General features: G+C 56.3%; 15 protein-coding genes and 1 pseudogene. 6 read left to right on the top strand and 10 right to left on the bottom strand.

Annotated features, from left to right (window positions below):
• Positions 1–211, bottom strand: a pseudogene (locus tag M7R55_RS10365) (outer envelope protein); the annotation flags it as partial.
• Positions 212–590: 379 nt separating this feature from the next.
• On the opposite strand from M7R55_RS10365, the gene M7R55_RS10360 reads away from it, so the two are divergent.
• Entirely contained in the window at positions 591–1,298 is a 708-nt protein-coding gene (locus M7R55_RS10360) for a GntR family transcriptional regulator (RefSeq protein ID WP_298220336.1), read from the top strand.
• A 9-nt stretch (positions 1,299–1,307) separates the two neighbouring features.
• Here the strand turns inward: M7R55_RS10360 and M7R55_RS10355 are convergent, their stop codons facing one another.
• The 6 genes from M7R55_RS10355 to uraH form a co-directional block, all read right to left on the bottom strand.
• On the bottom strand, positions 1,308–2,249 hold the full coding sequence (locus M7R55_RS10355) for a 2-oxoglutarate and iron-dependent oxygenase domain-containing protein (protein WP_298220335.1): 942 nt from the start codon (positions 2,247–2,249) through the stop codon (positions 1,308–1,310).
• A gap of 62 nt (positions 2,250–2,311) precedes the next feature.
• Positions 2,312–2,803 (bottom strand): nucleoside deaminase, encoded by a 492-nt coding sequence (locus M7R55_RS10350; RefSeq protein ID WP_298220334.1) that lies wholly within the window; start codon positions 2,801–2,803, stop codon positions 2,312–2,314.
• Positions 2,796–3,812, bottom strand: coding sequence for a xanthine dehydrogenase accessory protein XdhC (xdhC, locus tag M7R55_RS10345; protein WP_298220333.1), 1,017 nt, complete (start codon positions 3,810–3,812; stop codon positions 2,796–2,798). The genes M7R55_RS10350 and xdhC overlap by 8 nt, the downstream gene beginning before the upstream one ends.
• Positions 3,805–6,189 (bottom strand): xanthine dehydrogenase molybdopterin binding subunit, encoded by a 2,385-nt coding sequence (gene xdhB, locus M7R55_RS10340; RefSeq protein ID WP_298220332.1) that lies wholly within the window; start codon positions 6,187–6,189, stop codon positions 3,805–3,807. Before xdhB ends, xdhC begins: the two co-directional genes overlap by 8 nt.
• Complete coding sequence (gene xdhA, locus M7R55_RS10335; RefSeq protein ID WP_298220331.1) at positions 6,182–7,708, bottom strand: xanthine dehydrogenase small subunit; 1,527 nt, start codon at positions 7,706–7,708, stop codon at positions 6,182–6,184. The genes xdhB and xdhA overlap by 8 nt, the downstream gene beginning before the upstream one ends.
• A gap of 2 nt (positions 7,709–7,710) precedes the next feature.
• Entirely contained in the window at positions 7,711–8,064 is a 354-nt protein-coding gene (gene uraH / locus M7R55_RS10330; RefSeq protein WP_298220330.1) for a hydroxyisourate hydrolase, read from the bottom strand.
• A 292-nt stretch (positions 8,065–8,356) separates the two neighbouring features.
• Between uraH and M7R55_RS10325 the strand changes: the two genes are divergently transcribed.
• The 5 genes from M7R55_RS10325 to rraA all read left to right on the top strand — a co-directional run bounded on the left by M7R55_RS10325 (position 8,357) and on the right by rraA (position 13,603).
• Positions 8,357–9,631, top strand: coding sequence for an amidase (locus M7R55_RS10325; RefSeq protein WP_298220329.1), 1,275 nt, complete (start codon positions 8,357–8,359; stop codon positions 9,629–9,631).
• Between the two features lie 168 nt (positions 9,632–9,799).
• Positions 9,800–10,618 (top strand): sulfite exporter TauE/SafE family protein, encoded by an 819-nt coding sequence (locus tag M7R55_RS10320; RefSeq protein ID WP_298220328.1) that lies wholly within the window; start codon positions 9,800–9,802, stop codon positions 10,616–10,618.
• 39 nt (positions 10,619–10,657) lie between these two features.
• Positions 10,658–11,887, top strand: a complete 1,230-nt coding sequence (locus M7R55_RS10315) for an alanine--glyoxylate aminotransferase family protein (protein ID WP_298220327.1) — start codon at positions 10,658–10,660, stop codon at positions 11,885–11,887.
• Between the two features lies 1 nt (position 11,888).
• Positions 11,889–13,130 (top strand): allantoate amidohydrolase, encoded by a 1,242-nt coding sequence (locus tag M7R55_RS10310; protein WP_298220326.1) that lies wholly within the window; start codon positions 11,889–11,891, stop codon positions 13,128–13,130.
• Positions 13,127–13,603 (top strand): ribonuclease E activity regulator RraA, encoded by a 477-nt coding sequence (gene rraA / locus M7R55_RS10305; protein WP_298220325.1) that lies wholly within the window; start codon positions 13,127–13,129, stop codon positions 13,601–13,603. Before M7R55_RS10310 ends, rraA begins: the two co-directional genes overlap by 4 nt.
• A gap of 53 nt (positions 13,604–13,656) precedes the next feature.
• Here the strand turns inward: rraA and M7R55_RS10300 are convergent, their stop codons facing one another.
• From M7R55_RS10300 to M7R55_RS10290, 3 genes are all read right to left on the bottom strand, one after another.
• Complete coding sequence (locus tag M7R55_RS10300; RefSeq protein WP_298220324.1) at positions 13,657–14,688, bottom strand: adenosine deaminase; 1,032 nt, start codon at positions 14,686–14,688, stop codon at positions 13,657–13,659.
• A 103-nt stretch (positions 14,689–14,791) separates the two neighbouring features.
• The gene (locus M7R55_RS10295) at positions 14,792–15,862 is read right to left on the bottom strand and encodes a BMP family ABC transporter substrate-binding protein (protein ID WP_298220323.1); all 1,071 of its coding nucleotides are present in this window, start codon (positions 15,860–15,862) and stop codon (positions 14,792–14,794) included.
• Positions 15,863–15,898: 36 nt separating this feature from the next.
• On the bottom strand, positions 15,899–16,673 hold a 775-nt coding region (locus tag M7R55_RS10290), incomplete at its 5' end, for an outer envelope protein (protein ID WP_298220322.1).

The following is a 16,673-nucleotide window of genomic DNA, read 5'->3' as shown; positions in this document are numbered from 1 at the left end:
AGGGTTCGGCGAACTTGGTGCCGTAGCGCCAGCTCAGCGAGGTGTCACTCCAGTCGGACGCCTGGGCGGCTGTGCCCAGGGCCATACTTAGGGCGAGCGTGAGCGCGAGTTTTCTGGGGAGGGTCGGAGCGGCCATTGCAGCTATCCCAGATGAGCGACGAGCAGATGGCAGAGGGGATGTGGTGAGCCGTTGTATGTGTTGAGTTGGCATCGTTGATTTCCTTGTCTTTCGCTAAAGGGTGGGTACAGTGACCAAGTCGATCTGTTGCATGCAACGATGTATGCACTGATTGTGCCATAATGAGTTAATATTTCATATCTGTTTGTAATTAAAAATAAATATGCGATTTATACGACGATTTTACGTCCTGCTTCTCATCTCGGTGTGTGTGAAAACGAAGCATTTTGGTGCAATAAGGTGTGAGTCTTGTGCTGGTTTAGTGCATTTTTTGCCAATACTAACCGCTGTTTCTGTTTGGCACCCGACCGGCCCGTCACATAGGGATGGTCTCGAGTGACCTTATAAGCGTAGACTGGGCTGAAATTACCTATACTCGGACCGGAAATTTTCTTAATAGCGATCACTCCGCATGAAGCAATCTGCTGAACAGACCACGTTAAAACCTGTCGCGACGAAGTATGTGTACGACGCGTTGAAAGAAAAAATTCTCAGTTTCGAAATCTATCCGGGCAGCCGGGTGACGGAATCGGAGCTGGCGGATTTGTTTATGGTGAGTCGAACGCCCGTTCGCGAAGCGCTGCTCCGGTTGGAAAGCGAAGGCTTCCTGACCATCCGGCCGAAACAAGGCTGTTTCATCAAGCCGATCAACATTGAGGAACTGGGCGAGTACTACGGCGTGCGTACTGCGCTTGAAGTGGCGGCGGTCGAAGGGGCTTGCCATTACATGCCGGAAAGTGAGTTGCAGCAGCTGCTGCATCTGTGGTCGCCCGACCAGGCATTGGTGGAGCACAGTGCCGATCAGATGGAAGATAAGGATGAGTCATTTCATATTTCGTTGGCATTGGGTAGCGGGAATTCGACGCTCGTTAAATATCTTCAGGACGTCAATGATCACATCCGCATCATCCGTCGCGTGGATTTTCAAGATGAAGAGCGCGTCAAGCGAACCTATGCCGAACATCACGCCATCATCGAAGCGATTGTGGGTCGCGAGGTCGATAAGGCCCGTAACCTGATGAAACGTCACATCCAGCGCAGCCAGGACTTCGCCAAAACCCTCACACTGACTCAATTGGCGAAAAAGAAGGCCGGCGGCAGCCGTTTCGAAAGGTCATAAGCGTCTCGATTATTTCTGTCGGTAGGCGTAGGTTTGATTGAAGCGGGACGTGATCCAGTCATCCGAAAAGATGGGCTCATACCGGCACGGCATTTCGGGCGTCACGCACGAGGGGAAGCACTCCACCCGGGTTTTCGTATTCGGTTCGAGAAAGAAGGGGATCGAATAGCGATCGACACCCAGCGGTGGGATGACCCGGTGCGGCGTCGACTGGAACACATCGTTGCTCCAGCGCTGCATGAGATCGCCAATATTCACCACCAGCATGTCCGGTTCGTAAGGCACGCGAATCCAGTCCTGCCCTCGGGGTTTGACCTCAAGCCCGCCCACGGCATCCTGCGCCAGCAGGGTCAGGCAACCATAGTCTGTGTGGACTCCGGCACTGATCTGACCTTTATCGGTGATCGGTGGGTAGTGAATCATGCGCAGCACACTGGTCTGGTCTTCGAACAGCGGGTCGAAGTAATCGATCGGCAGTTCCAGCGACACGGCCATCAGCGCCAGCAGATTTAAACCCGTTTCGCTCAACCGCTGGTAATGCCGTTCGACAATCTCCTTGAAACCCTCAAATTGAGGATACTGGTTGGGACCGTAGAAGGGATCGCCAGCACGCATTTTTGGATGGGTCGCATCCAGATCGCGGGACATGTCGAAGGTTTCCTTGAAATCCGCCGGCGTTTCAGGCGACAACTGCTCCGCGCCAACCTTTCCATAACCCCGATGGTGCGACGAGTTTTCGATACTGATGCGCATTTTCTCTTCAAGCGGTAGAGCAAAAAAACGATGGGCCAGCGTGAATATATCCACGAACGCTTCCGTGGATAGACCGGTGTTCTTCACGGTGAAAAACCCGATATCGCGGCAGGCGCGATGAAGTTTTTCGGCTTCCATGCGCACGGCTGGGGTGATCGTTCTGGCTTGCGCAACAGAGGGGTCGATTAACGGCAGCATGATTGGTTCTCCCTAATCGGTTGGGTCTGAGCGAATCTAATAGGCGCTTGGGTCTGTTTGAATCAATAGGCGATCTTGTCTGGTTTTGCGCGCCATTCGTTGAATGGCAGGATTGCTTCCTTTTCCAGCAGGCGAATGGTCGGAATTTGGCGGTCCGGGATGTCCTTGTCGATTTCCTCATACAGGAAGGCATCGTCAAACCCGATATCGGCAGCGTCCTGACGCGAGTTGGCATAATAGATCCGATCCAGCCGCGCCCAGTAGATGGCGCTCAGGCACATGGGGCAGGGCTCGCAACTGGTATAAATCTCGCAGCCCGACAGATCAAATGTGTTCAATGCCTGACAGGCGGCACGAATGGCGCTGACTTCAGCGTGCGCAGTAGGGTCGTTAGCAGAGGTGACCTGATTGAAGCCGGTGGCGATGACTTTCCCATTGCGGGCGATCACGGCACCGAACGGGCCGCCGAAGCCGGCAATCATTTTTTCTCGAGATAACTCGATGGCTTGACGCATGAGTTGTTTTTCTTGCTCGTGCACGGCGCAGTCACACATGGTTGATGGCTCTCTGGTAGGGGGTGATGTGTTTTTCGGCGGCATCACTGTGCAAAATTAAAATTTGGGCACAGACCGAGGCTGCGATGACGGCAGGGGATTTGCCCTGGATTTCTGGCAGGCCGATGGGGCAGGTGAGCCGGGCGATCTGCGCCGGGGTGAGTCCACGGTTCTTGAACTGGCGTTCGAAACGGATTTTCTTGGTCTTCGAACCGATCAGCCCGCAATAACGGAACCGACCGTGGCGCAAGATGGCCTCAACGATGTCGAAATCGAGTTGATGGCTGTGGGTCAGCACGAGAAAGGTGGTTCGATCCGTGCCGCGATCCACATAATCCTGCCAGTCGGTAGTGCAGATTTTTTGGACATTGGCGGTCGTGGCGAAGCCCAATTGTTCGCCGCGGCTATCAATGAGCGTTATATCGGCATCCAGGTTCTGCAGGCTATGGATCAGCGACTGACCCACGTGTCCTGCTCCAAAAATAACGATATCCAGCGCCCGCGGGGCAATGGGCTCGATCAATACCGTGCGATCGGTTTCGCGTTGCCGCTGGTCAGCAGTCGGCGGTGCCAATAACACGGTTCGCGTTCTTTCGGCCAGATTGGAGATCAGCCAAGTGGGGCGGTGTTCGGCTGTCATCGCGCCACTGGTATCGAGGATTGCTGCCAGTTGATTGAGCCAGACGCACTGTTGTGGCCGGATTTTCTCGAATACCAGTTGCACTACGCCGCCACAGCATTGATCGAAGCGCGGCGTCAGCGGTGTGCGGTGCTGGGTGAGTGTGTGAAACGGTGCCATATCCGTTGGTTGGCTCAGTAATTCACGCGCGTGCTGAATGGCAAAGAACTCCAGATGGCCGCCGCCGATGGTGCCTTGCGTACGCTGCGGGAAGACGGCCATGTGTGTGCCTTCTTCCCGCGGGGAAGAGCCCTTGACAGCGCCGACGCTGACCAGCACGAAGTCCTCTGGCTGGTTGTTCAGGCGGGCGAGGGCGGTCCAGTCAAGCATGGATAAGCGCCTGCTCAGGTTTGCATTCCAATTCACGCAATTTCTCGCAAGCCATCAACACGCGTTCCGGCGTGGCCGGTGCGTCGATCTGCGGGTGGTGTCGGTAATCCGCTAGGCTCGCCACGGCGTCGTTCAGCGCGTTGAACACGCTGATGCCGAGCATCAACGGCGGTTCACCTACGGCCTTGGAGCGGTAGACAGATTCTTCGCGGTTCGGATCACAGCGCAGGTGAATGTTCATGATTCTTGGCCGATCACCGCAGGCTGGAATTTTATAAGTGGACGGCGCGTGGGTACGCAGGACACCGCGCGCGTCGTACACCAGTTCTTCGGTTGTCAGCCAGCCCATGCCTTGAATAAATCCACCCTCGACCTGACCCGTATCAATCGCCGGATTGATGCTGGCGCCGCAGTCGTGAACGATGTCCACGCGATCGACCTTGTATTCGCCCGTTAAGGTATCCACGGTGACTTCCGACACGGCGGCACCGTAGGCGAAATAGAAGAACGGGTGCCCCTTGCCGGATTCCGCATTGAAATGGATTTTCGGCGTGCTGTAGAAGCCGGTCGTCGAGAGCGAGATGCGGGCGAAATAGGCTTTCTGGATCAGCACGTTGAACGCGATCAGCTGGTCGCCCACGGTAACGCCCTCGGCAGTGAAGCGAACCGTCGCCGCATCGACCGAATAGTGCTCCGCGGCAAATTCGGTCAGCCGCCCCTTGAGAATGAGCGCCGCATTGCGCGCAGCCTGCCCATTCAAATCGCAGCCGCTGGAGGCGGCGGTGGGCGAGGTGTTCGGCACCTTGTCGGTTGTGGTGGCCGTGATCTTGATGCGCTCGATGTCTACCTGGAATTCTTCCGCCACGATTTGTGCAACCTTGGTGAACAGGCCCTGGCCCATTTCCGTGCCGCCATGGTTGAGGTGGATACTGCCATCGCTGTAGATGTGCATCAGCGCACCTGCCTGATTGAGGTGCGTTGCGGTGAATGAGATGCCGAACTTCACCGGCGTCAGCGCAAGACCCTTCTTCAAATAGGTGTTTTCCCGATTGAACTGCTTGATTTGCGCGCGCCGCGCCGCGTAGTCGGCCTTCATTTCCAGCTCGGCTGTGATCTCCGGCAGGATGTTATCGGTCACGGTCATGTAGTACGGCGTCACGTTCCGGCCTGCCGGATCGTCCGCTGGGCCGTAGTAGTTAATCTTACGCACATCGAGCGGGTCTTTGCCGACCTGATAGGCGATCTCGTCGATCACCCGTTCGATGGCGACCATGCCCTGTGGCCCGCCGAATCCACGAAAGGCCGTGTTGGACACGGTATGGGTTTTGCAACGATGGGACACGATCGACACGTTTTCGAGGTAATAGGCATTGTCCAGATGGAACATGGTGCGATCGTTGATCGAACCGGACAGATCGGCCGACATGCCGCAGCGCGAAGCCGCTTCAAAGGCGATGGCCTGGATACGCCCCTGCCCATCGAAACCGACGTCATAACGGATGAGATAATCGTGGCGCTTGCCGGTGATGGTCATGTCGTCGTCGCGGTCGAGCCGCAGCTTGCTTGGGCGCCCGGTGTGGTGCGTCACCAGCGCAGCGATGCTCGCGAACAGCGCGGGTTGGGATTCTTTGCCGCCGAAGCCGCCGCCCATGCGCCGCACTTCGACATTGATGGCGTGATCCGGCACGCCAAGCACGCGGGCGCAACAATGCTGGATTTCGGTGGGGTGCTGGGTCGAGCTAAAGATCTTAAGATCACCATCCTCACCGGGCAGCGCCAGGGCGATATTGGATTCGAGATAGAAATGATCCTGCCCGCCGATTTCGATTTCACCCTGAAGCCGTTGTTCGGCCTTTGCCAGGTACGCTTCGGGTTCGCCGCGCCGGAAGGTTTTGGTCGGCAACACATAGGAATTGGCCGCGAGGGCATCGCGCACGGTGATAAGCGCGGGCAGCGGCTCGTAGTCGATTTGGGCCAGCGCGGCGGCTTTGCGGGCAATGTCGATGTGTTCCGCGGCGACGGCAAACAACGATTGCCCCACGTACTCAACTAGCCCGTCGGCAAAGATCGGGTCGCCCTCGATCACCGCGCCGAAATCGTTTTTTCCGGGCACGTCACGCGCCTGAATGACGGCCACCACGCCGGGAAAGGCTTTGACCGCGTCCAGATCGAGCTTGATAATTTTCGCATGCGCCTGCGTGCTCTGCGCGATGTAGATGTGCAGCAGGTCGCGGGGTTCGGGCAGGTCATCGGTGTACAGCGCCTCGCCACTGACGTGCTTGACGGCGCTATCGTGTTTGACCGACGCGCCGACGCCTGAGCTGACGTGTGCTGCGCGGATTTGTCCCGCCGTAATGCCGTGGATGGGTTCATGCATGGATCAGCCCTCCGGTGTACGAGATTTGCGTTGCTTGGGTGGGGCTCTGCTGTTGTATGAAAAATTTCTTCAACAGGTTCACAGCCACCGCGAGGCGGTATTCCCGAGATGCACGGAAATCGCTCAGCGGTGTGAAATCATCCCCCAGCCGTTCGGCGGCGGCATATACGGTCGCTTTATTCCACGGCTGGTTCAGCAAGGCCTGTTCGCAGCGGGTCGCGCGCTTGGGCGTGGCCGCCATGCCACCGAAGCACAGGCGTGCCTCACGAACTTGTTGCTGCTCGTCAAGTTCGATGTAGAACGCGGCGCTCACGCTGGAGATGTCTTGCTCGAATCGCTTGGAAATTTTGTAGACGTTCATCAAGACGGCGTCAGACTTCAACAAGGGAATGCGGACGCACTCGATGAACTCGGTCGGCTGGCGATCCTGCTTGCCGTAGGCGATGAAATAATCTTCGAGCGGCAGATGGCGTTGCCCGCCCTGACGGGTCAGTGTGATCTCGGCATTCAATGCAATCAGCACTGGCGGCATGTCGCCGATGGGCGAGCCGTTGGCGATGTTGCCGACAACGGTGCCGGCGTTGCGAATCTGGGTCGAGCTGTGCCGGTACAGGTATTCCTCAAGCCGGGGAAAATGCCGAATCAGTGCAGGCAATGCCTCAGAGTAGGTGACGGCCGCGCCGATTTCAAGCTGGCCGTCTCGAATCTCGATCCGCTTGAGCGCCTCGATACCGCCGAGATAAATCACCGTGTCCAACGTCTTGTGCTGTTTGGTGACCCATAGGCCGATATCGGTGCCGCCTGCCAGCAAGGTGGCGCCCGGCAGTTTGGCTAGGGCATCGGTCAGCGCCGGGATGGAATCCGGTTGAATATAGGTTTGGCCGGCCTGAGTCAGTGTTTTGCTGGTCTGGGGCTGAATCGCCTTGAGTTGGGCGATGGTGTTCGCTTCCTCCTCATTCAATGCCTGGATTAATTTTCGGGGCATTGACTGTTCGGCCTGCGCAAGCCAAGTTTTCCCCGCCTCTATGATCGGGCCGTAGCCGGTGCAGCGGCACAGATTGCCTGCGAAAACTTGCGTGAGATGGGTTGTCACCACCTCGTCCGACTGGGGTTCCGGCAGCTCATCAAGCCTGTGCAGCCGGTTTTGATATTCAGCGAAACCCGACATGACAAAACCCGGTGTGCAGAACCCACATTGCGAAGCATGGCTATCGACCATGGATTGCTGCACCGGGTGCAATTCATTACGAGCCGTCTTGAGGTCTTCGACCGTCAAGAGTTGCTTGCCGTCCAGCGTCGCCAGAAAAACGATGCAGGCATTGACGGCGCGATAGTGCAGGCGATCATCCACCACTTCAGCGATTACCACCGTACAGGCGCCGCAGTCACCTTCGGCGCAGCCTTCCTTGGTACCGATCCGCTTTTTTTCTTCGCGCAGATAATTTAAGACGGTCAGAGTGGGCTTAACCGATTCGAGTTCGATCAATTCCTGCCCCAAAAGAAAACGTAAGGTATTCATACTTAACTGCCCCGATACGTGCTGTAGCCGAATGGCGATACCAGAAGCGGCACGTGGTAGTGATCCTGCGTGTTTGAGATGCCAAAACGGATCACGATCTGATCCAGAAACAGCGGGTCGGGCAGGTTGGCATGATGTTGACGAAAATAGTTGCCCATCTCGAATACCAGTTCATAAACGCCGGTAGTGAAGGCCCCACCGCTAAGCATGGGCGCGTCACAACGACCATCCGCATTTGTGATGTGGGTTGATAGATACTGCTGCTGATCATCAACCCGCTTGTGCAGATGCAGCCGCACGCCCGCCGCGGGTTTGCCGAGACTGGTATCGAGAATATGAGTGGTGAGTGCGCTCATCTGGACCTTCTTGTTTCGCAGTTTTGATTATATTGTGAACAATCCTAGAACAGTTTCTGTCATTTCCAAAGTGAAAATTTTGAGTTTGCAGCACAATCAGTGCTTGCATTAGCTGCTTGTACGTCATGCTTTATTTGGTTTCAGAGGCTGGTTGACATCTGAAAATCAAGGAAGAGCCTTTGCTTATGATGGGTTTCGCAATCAGGATGCCTCTCTCGAATTATCCCGTGCGCCTCGCAAATAATTGTGTACAATCATGTGCACAAGTTTGCTTTTGTTACTGAGAGTGGTGATGAATATCCAGCAGGGTGTATTGCAAGAACTGAATCTGAGTTCGGTCGGGGTTGCCGATGTTCGCCTGCGTGGGCTGCGGGTCGGCGTCAAGGATCTGTTCGATATCGCGGGCATACCGACTTCGGCAGGTAATCCGGACTGGCTGGCGACACATGCAGTGCCTGAACATACGGCGCCTGCGGTTCTGCAGCTCATGCAAGCCGGCGCACACATTGTGGCCAAAACCATAACGGATGAGTTGGCCTACAGCCTCAACGGTATCAACACGCACTACGGAACACCCATTAACGCGGCTGCACCGGAGCGGTTGCCGGGTGGCTCAAGCAGTGGTTCAGCGGCGATGGTTGCCCATGGACTAGCCGATATCGGTCTGGGAACGGATACCGGGGGGTCGATTCGCGTGCCGTCCAGTTACAACGGGTTGTTCGGTTTGCGGCCCACGCATGGTGTGATCCCGGTCGAACACGTAGTGGGGCTGGCGCCGTCGTTCGACACCGTGGGCTGGATGACTCGGGATCTGTCCACCTTGGCCGATGTCGCCGAGGTGCTGTTGCCCGAACAGCAGCGGGTCGTGTTCACGCAATTGTGCATCCTAAAGCCACAGATTAATGGCTTGGGCGATTGGCCTTCCCGCGCCAGTGATTTGCTGTCAGCGGCCGCCCCTCTGTTCGAAACGATTCATGAGATTGAGGTTCCTGAGTCTTTCCTGCAGTGGGCGAGCCAGACGTTCCGTATATTGCAAGGTGCCGAAATCTGGCAGACACATGGTGAATGGGTGAGCACTGTTCATCCGACATTCGCCGCGGATATCAGCGAACGGATGGCTTGGTGCCGGTCGATCACACCGGCACAGATCGAGCAGGCAGCGTGTGATCGTATCGAGATCATTCGGACTCTGTCGCATTGGCTTGAGGGTGAACATACCGTGGCGATCTTGCCGACCACACCCGGTGCCGCGCCGTTGCTGACCGAATCGGCGGACCGTCTGGCGGATTATCGCGTGGCCTTGATGGGGTTGACGGCCTTGGCGGGATTATCGTCGCGTCCTCAACTTCATCTGCCGGTATTGAGCGATCAGGGCGCGCCCTGGGGCCTATCGTTGATTGGCGACAGAAACACTGACCATTCGTTGATTGGCTTGGCGCATAGACTAAGGAATCTCCGCACGAATCCATCAATGGCTTCTTGCAGAAACGGGCTTTCGCCAGCTACGCGTTCACAAGCCGGTACACGCCCGTCTTGTGCTCCGCATTTCAATGACTTGCGTCATTGAGCGGCAGGGCATCCATGCTCTGCAAGGGAAGGTCTGCGTTTGTGCAGACCTTCCCAAACGGGATTGGTTCATGCTTAATGCTGCGTTTGCCTTGGCGTATCGTCGCGGCATTTCGTTTTCTCTACCCAAACCGAACGCTCGTTCTACCAATCGCCAGGATGTTTTTATATGGACGCTCTGATCGCTTTTTTACCCTTTGCCGCTTTGCTTGCGGTTACCGGTGTCGCGGCCGGATTGTTGGCCGGCTTACTCGGGGTGGGTGGCGGCATCGTTATGGTGCCCGTGTTGTTTTTTATTTTTCAGGCCATGGGTGTCCACTCGCTGGACGCGATGAGTATGGCAACGGGCACGTCCCTGGCCGGGATGATTCCGACAGCCATCTCTTCCGTGCGTGCGCATCACCGTAAGGGGAATGTGGATGTCGGGATTTTTCGGACGTGGTGGGTGTTTATCCTGATCGGCGTCATCACCGGCAGTGTGTTGGTCACCCAGTTCCGGAGCCGTTGGTTCGTGGTGCTGTTTGCGTTGATTGCGCTGTTCGTGGCCGTGCGGATGTTTCTGCATAAAACCGGCGCGGTGCAGGTGTTGCCCCGGATGATCTGGCAGCGGATATCGGCATTCATTCTAGGGCTGTTGTCGGTTATGTCCGGTTTGGGTGGCGGCACGATTGGCGTGCCCTTGTTGAGTCGCTTTCATGTGCCCGCGCATCGGGCAGTCGGTACGGCGGCCGCGTTTGGTTTCGTGATCGCCATCCCCGGTGCACTGGTGATGTTGGTTTTGGGCCAATCCCCGGCGGATGCCCCGTTAGGCACAGTCGGGCTGGTCAATTTGCCTGCGCTGTTGACCATGGTGCCGCTCAGCATTCTGTTCGCGCCGGTGGGGGTGAAACTGGGGGCTCGCTTACCCGCTCAGCAGTTGAAAAAGGTTTTCGCGGTGGTGCTGGCGGTTACCGGTATACGCATGTTGTTGTCGGCTTTGGGTATTTAGTTTGTATTTCCGTTGAATGTTATTTGAGAGAAGGTCGTTATGTCTGAGCAATTCGAGCAAATCAACCCCCCGGCACGGCTTCTGATGGGGCCGGGGCCGATTAATGCAGACCCCCGTGTTTTGCGGGCGATGTCGGCGCAATTGCTGGGCCAGTACGACCCGGCCATGACGGGCTACATGAACGAAACCATGGCGCTGTACCGGCAGGTATTCAAAACCGAAAATCAGTGGACGCTGCTCATTGATGGCACCTCCCGCGCCGGGATCGAGTCTGTATTGGTCTCGGTCATTGAACCGGGCGATAAGGTGCTGATCCCGATCTTCGGCCGTTTCGGTCACCTCCTCAATGAAATCGCCACGCGTTGTGGCGCGGATGTGCACACCATCGAAACCGAGTGGGGCGCGGTGTTCACCCCTGAACAGATTGAAGAAGCCATTATCAAGGTTCGGCCCAAGCTGCTTGCCATCGTGCAAGGCGATACTTCGACCACCATGCTGCAACCGCTGGAAGAATTGGGCGCCATTTGCCGTCGCTACGATGTGCTGTTTTACAGTGATGCCACCGCCTCGATCGGCGGCAATCCGTTCGAGACCGATGGCTGGGGGCTGGATGCGGTATCGGTGGGTTTGCAAAAATGCCTCGCTGGCCCGTCGGGCAGTGCGCCGGTCACGCTCAGCAGTCGTTATGTGGATGAAGTACGCAAGCGTCATCATATCGAGGCCGGCATCCGCGATGGTCATCACACCGAAGGCCAGGGTTCGATGATTCGCTCGAATTATTTCGACATGCCCATGATTCTCGATTACTGGGGCGAGGAGCGACTCAATCACCACACCGAAGCAACCTCAATGCTGTACTGCGCCCGCGAATGCGCGCGGATTTTAATGCAGGAAGGACTGGAACAGTCCATTGCGCGCCACCAGTTACACGGCAGCGCCATGGCGCAGGGCTTGGCGGCCATGAATCTTGTGCTCTTCGGCGACCAGACGCACAAAATGAATAATATCGTCGGTGTGTACATTCCTGATGGCGTTGCTGGCGAAGCGGTGCGCAGCACCTTGTTGCAGGATTTCGGCATTGAAATTGGCACTTCGTTCGGCCCACTCAAAGGCAAAATCTGGCGTATCGGCACCATGGGCTATAACGCACGCAAAGACGCAGTGTTGATAACGCTCTCGGCACTGGAAAACGTGCTGCGCCGCATGGGGCACAAGTGCACGGCAGGCGCCGGGGTGGATGCCGCGATGGCCGTATACAGTGGCCAATGAAATGTCGCGCGTTATTGAGCGCTGCGAAGCGCTGGCGCAGATTTCCGATCGCCCGGACGGAATCACCCGCCTATATCTTTCGCCCGCCTACCGCGAGGGCTTGCGGCTCGTCGAGCAGTGGATGCTGGCGGCGGGTCTGTCCACATGGGTCGATGCAGCGGGCAATCAATGGGGTCGATTAGCGGCGGCTGATCCGGATGCACCGGTTATCATTATCGGCTCGCATCTGGATACCATTCCGAATGCCGGAAAATTCGACGGCATCCTCGGTGTCGTCTGCGGTATTGAAGTGGTGGCTCGACTTCAGGCTGCTGGAAAAACCCTGCCATTTCACATTGATGTGGTCGGTTTCGGCGATGAGGAAGGCGTGCGTTTCCCAATCAGCATGCTTGGCGCGCGGGCGGTCTGCGGGCAATGGCAACCCCAATGGCTGGAAATCGCTGATGCGGCAGGCGTGACGGTTCGCGATGCCTTGCGGAGTTGTGGGCTGGACCCGTCAAAAATCGGCGAAGCCAGTCGGGTTAATGATCGCTTGCTGGGTTACTGGGAAGTCCACATGGAACAAGGGCCGGTGCTGGAACAGGAATCCCTTCCGGTCGGTGTCGTTTCGGCGATTGCCGGCGCCTGCCGCAGCCGGATTCGCTTTACGGGTGAAGCCGGTCACGCCGGTACGGTGCCCATGAATTTACGCCACGATGCCCTGAATGCAGCGGCTGAATTTGCTTTGTCGGTTGAACGCTTCGCGATTGCCGAAGGTGTGGTAGGCACGGTCGGGCAGTTCAACGTTCAACCCGGCGCGGTGAACGTTATTCCTGCCACGGCGGAATGCAGCCTGGATTTACGCAGCATCGATGATGCCGTGCTGGCGCGTGTTCTGAGTGAGATTCAGACGACGAGCAGGGCGGCCAGCGCCCGACGTGGCGTCGCGGTGGACTGGGATGTGTACCATCGGGCCGAAGCACGGCACTGCGCCCCGCATTTTCAGGCACTGTTCGAGCAAGCAGTCGCCAAGCTTGGCGTGCCCGTGCGTGTTCTTCCCAGCGGCGCTGGGCATGATGCCATGCTGATGGCAAATATCACCGATATGGCGATGTTGTTCGTGCGTTGCAAAGGCGGCATTAGTCACCATCCGGGCGAATTTGTTTCGGCAGACGATGCACAAATTGCGGTCGACACGGTTTTGATTGCGCTCGAAGAGTTGGCTAAAACCCATATTGCTGCCACGCGGGGTACCGCATCATGAGCTGGCAGACCGCTGATCTTTGCGATACGCACCGCTCCTTCCTGCAAGTGGCCGAACCGGTGTTCCATTCCTATGGCGGGCTGAGCCGAATCGAAGCCCCGCTTGTAACCGTTAAGCTATATGAGGATAACTGTGCCCTGCGTGCATTGTTAAGCCAGCCGGGCGAAGGCCGCGCCATTGCCGTGGACGTGGGTGGCGAGTACTGCGCTGTGTTGGGCGACATCATGGCCGGGCTGGCGGTGGCGAATGGCTGGAAGGCCTTGCTGATTAATGGCTACATCCGTGATTCCGCGCAGATCAAAGCTTTGCCGTTGGGCGTTTGGGCACGGGGCACCTGCCCGATGAAAAGCGCGAAAGTCGCCGAGGGCACGACGCAAGTGTGGGTGGCTTTCTGTGGGCTCACCATTACCCCCGGCGATTTCCTGTACGCAGATGAGGACGGGGTGCTCATTGCACCGAAGCGTTTAACCTGATTTCCCCCCTTCCTGTTCGAGTTAGCGGCTCAAACAGGCCGGTTCAAGGCGAGTCAGGCCACCGCTTCGCGGTGCACCGTTTCGATTTTCTCCAGCCAATCCGCCTTTTCTGAATCCGACAGAAACGATGCGCGGATCGAATTTCGTGCGAGTTCGGTGACGTTATCCCAGGTCAAATTCAGCCCCGTTTGTACTGCCATTAAATTGTCCAGCAGATAACCGCCGAAATAAGCCGGGTCGTCGGAACTGACCGTCACGCACAGGCCGCGATCGAGCAGGCGTTTGAGGTTGTGCGCCTTGATATCGTCAAACACGGCCAGTTTGATGTTCGACAGTGGGCAGACGGTCAAGGGCATCTGTTCTGCGGCCAGCCGCCGACAGAGTTCATCATCCGACTCACAACCCACGCCATGATCGATACGCGCCACATGCAGCAGATTCAGCGCTTCCCAGATGTAACTTGCTGGCCCTTCCTCGCCCGCATGTGCGACGGTGAGTAAGCCTTCCGCCCGCGCCTTGTCGAATACCTCGGTGAACTTGGATGGTGGATTGCCCTTTTCGCTGGAATCGAGCCCGACCGCGCAAAAAGAATCGCGATACGGCAGCAGTGCATTCAATGTTTCCATGGCGGCATCAGCACTCAGATGCCGCAAAAAACAGGGAATCAACCGGCTGGTAATGCCGAATTCTTTCCGGCCCTGAGCCAGTGCGCGGTTGATGCCCTCGAACACAGTCGCCAAAGAAATACCGCGATCAGTATGGCTTTGCGGATCGAAGAAAATCTCGGTATGCACAACGCCGTCTTCATGCGCGTGCCGCAGATAGCTATAGGTCAGTTCGAAGAAGTCGTCGGCTTCGATCAGCACCTTCACGCCCTGGTAGTAGATATCCAGAAAGGATTGCAAATCCTGAAAGTCATAGGCCTGCCTCAAGGTGGCCGCGTCCGGGTAATCGAGCGCGATGCTGTTTTTTTCTGCCAGCTCGAACACCATTTCCGGTTCGAGCGTGCCTTCGATATGCACGTGAAGTTCGGCCTTGGGTAGGGCGCGAAGTGCATCTTGTGCACCTGTTTTCAGATTGTTCATTGTTTTTCTCCACATAAAAGAAAACAGACGAGGGACTCGTCTGTTTTTAAATCAAGATGCAACTCTTTGATCGGAATGGGGGTAGCATCACTACCCGATTATTTTACTTCGGAATGGAACCCTCGACGCCTTTGACGTAGAAGTTCATGGACATCAGTTCATCCATCGGCATTGGCTTGCCTGCCGGCACGACAATCTTGCCCGCCTGATTGACCACCGGGCCGGTGAACGGTACGAGCTTGCCTTCGCTGATTTCCTTTTCCTTCTCCTTGAACAGTTCAGCTACATCGGCAGGAACGATCGGGTTCAGTGGCTTCAGCACGACCAAGCCTTCCTTGATGCCCCAAAGGGTGTTTTCGGGTTTCCAGGTGCCATCCAGCACTTTCTTCACTTCCATAGTGTAGTATTTCGACCAGTCCAGAGTGCTCGCGGTCAGTTCCGCTTTCGGGCCGTACTTGGCCATATCCGAATCCCAACCAAAAGCGTAGACGCCTTTTTCTTCTGCTGTCTGAACCACAGCAGGGGAGTCGGTGTTCTGCGCAAGCACGTCGGCACCCTGTGCGATCATGGTTTCAGCAGCCTGGCGTTCGCGTGCCGGGTCATACCAGCTGCTAACCCAGATCACCTTGGTCTTGATCTTCGGATTCACGCTCTGCGCGCCCAGCGTGTATGCATTGATATTCCGCACCACTTCCGGTACGGGATAGGAACCGACGAAGCCGAGGATATTGCTCTTGGTCATTTTCCCGGCCAGAACGCCCAGCATATAGGCGCCTTCCCAACTCCGCGCCTGGTAGATGCCAACATTCTTCGCCATCTTGTAGCCTGTGGCGTGCTCGAAGTAGGTGTTCGGGAACGCCTTGGCCACTTTCAGCGTCGGATTCATGAAACCAAACGAGGTCGTAAAAATCAGCTTGTTACCATCGGCGGCCAACTGTCGGATGACACGCTCTGCATCCGAGCTTTCAGGTACATTTTCAACAAAGGTGGATTTTACTTTATCGCCTAGCTCTTTTTGCATGGCCAGCCGACCCTGATCGTGGGCGTAGGTCCAGCCGCCGTCACCCACCGGGCCGACGTATACGAAGCCGACCTTGAGCGGTTCATCCGCATGGACGGCGGATACTAGACCCGTCGAGAGTGCGCATCCAAGTAATATTGTCTTTAAATTCATAGTTTTGTCCCTCTGTAAAAGTGAATCGTATCGTTGTTAGAAGTGGTATTCGACGCGGACCATGGGTGTTTTGGCGAAGGCGCCTGATCCTGCGGATCCGTTCGCATCGACACCGAACTTATTCTTCCAGTACTGGTATTCGAGGCCGGCTTTGAAGGTACCGGGTTTATCGAAGAACAGCTTGCCGACGTCAGCCATGATTTGGGCATCGATATTGATTTCGGTTTTGGTTTGGTCGCCGAATTCATTCTTACCTTTAGGGGCGATCAGATTGGCGAACCCTTCGAATGAAAAGGCGGAGTTACCGATGGGGATACCCCAAGCGGCGGTCAACATGGGATGCGTTCTATAGGTGTAACGAGAGACGCAGGTATTGGTGTAATCGCTGCACGGTGCATTGCTTTCCCAGAGCGCCAAGAGGCTTACATTCAGGAAGCCAGGCACATCGAACATCACGGTGGGGCCGAGAACCAGCATTCGTTTCTTCGAGTTATAACCGACATCTGTTTTCGTATTGAAATCGAAACCGCTGGTGATACCGAAGCCTTTAGCGACGCCGAACTTCAGATCCTTGTTCATAATCTTGCCGATATCCAGCGTATTACGGTAAACCGCATAGACCTCCTGAGCCCCGGATTTGGCATCAAGCCCGGAAGGATCTTTAGTGTCGGAAAACAGCGCATCGATGCTGAAGAAGTTGGTGCCGTACTTGAAACCACTGACATGGGAGAAGTTGAGGATATTTTTGGCGATATCGTTGCCCTCAAAGGGTTCGGCGAACTTGGTGCCGTAGCGCCAGCTCAGCGAGGTG

This window comes from Halothiobacillus sp. (genome assembly GCF_027346185.1).
Taxonomy (GTDB): Bacteria; Pseudomonadota; Gammaproteobacteria; order Halothiobacillales; family Halothiobacillaceae; genus Halothiobacillus.
This window is presented reverse-complemented; position numbering and strand designations above follow the sequence as displayed.

Excerpts from the sequence above, each read along its gene's own strand:
- M7R55_RS10300 (WP_298220324.1), bottom strand. The coding sequence starts at position 14,688 with ATGAACAATCTGAAAACAGGTGCACAAGATGCACTTCGCGCCCTACCC.
- M7R55_RS10315 (WP_298220327.1), top strand. The coding sequence starts at position 10,658 with ATGTCTGAGCAATTCGAGCAAATCAACCCCCCGGCACGGCTTCTGATG.
- uraH (WP_298220330.1), bottom strand. The coding sequence starts at position 8,064 with ATGAGCGCACTCACCACTCATATTCTCGATACCAGTCTCGGCAAACCC.
- M7R55_RS10355 (WP_298220335.1), bottom strand. The coding sequence starts at position 2,249 with ATGCTGCCGTTAATCGACCCCTCTGTTGCGCAAGCCAGAACGATCACC.
- M7R55_RS10360 (WP_298220336.1), top strand. The coding sequence starts at position 591 with ATGAAGCAATCTGCTGAACAGACCACGTTAAAACCTGTCGCGACGAAG.
- M7R55_RS10310 (WP_298220326.1), top strand. The coding sequence starts at position 11,889 with ATGTCGCGCGTTATTGAGCGCTGCGAAGCGCTGGCGCAGATTTCCGAT.
- xdhB (WP_298220332.1), bottom strand. The coding sequence starts at position 6,189 with ATGCATGAACCCATCCACGGCATTACGGCGGGACAAATCCGCGCAGCA.
- xdhA (WP_298220331.1), bottom strand. The coding sequence starts at position 7,708 with ATGAATACCTTACGTTTTCTTTTGGGGCAGGAATTGATCGAACTCGAA.
- M7R55_RS10325 (WP_298220329.1), top strand. The coding sequence starts at position 8,357 with ATGAATATCCAGCAGGGTGTATTGCAAGAACTGAATCTGAGTTCGGTC.
- M7R55_RS10320 (WP_298220328.1), top strand. The coding sequence starts at position 9,800 with ATGGACGCTCTGATCGCTTTTTTACCCTTTGCCGCTTTGCTTGCGGTT.
- xdhC (WP_298220333.1), bottom strand. The coding sequence starts at position 3,812 with ATGCTTGACTGGACCGCCCTCGCCCGCCTGAACAACCAGCCAGAGGAC.
- M7R55_RS10350 (WP_298220334.1), bottom strand. The coding sequence starts at position 2,803 with ATGTGTGACTGCGCCGTGCACGAGCAAGAAAAACAACTCATGCGTCAA.
- M7R55_RS10295 (WP_298220323.1), bottom strand. The coding sequence starts at position 15,862 with ATGAATTTAAAGACAATATTACTTGGATGCGCACTCTCGACGGGTCTA.
- rraA (WP_298220325.1), top strand. The coding sequence starts at position 13,127 with ATGAGCTGGCAGACCGCTGATCTTTGCGATACGCACCGCTCCTTCCTG.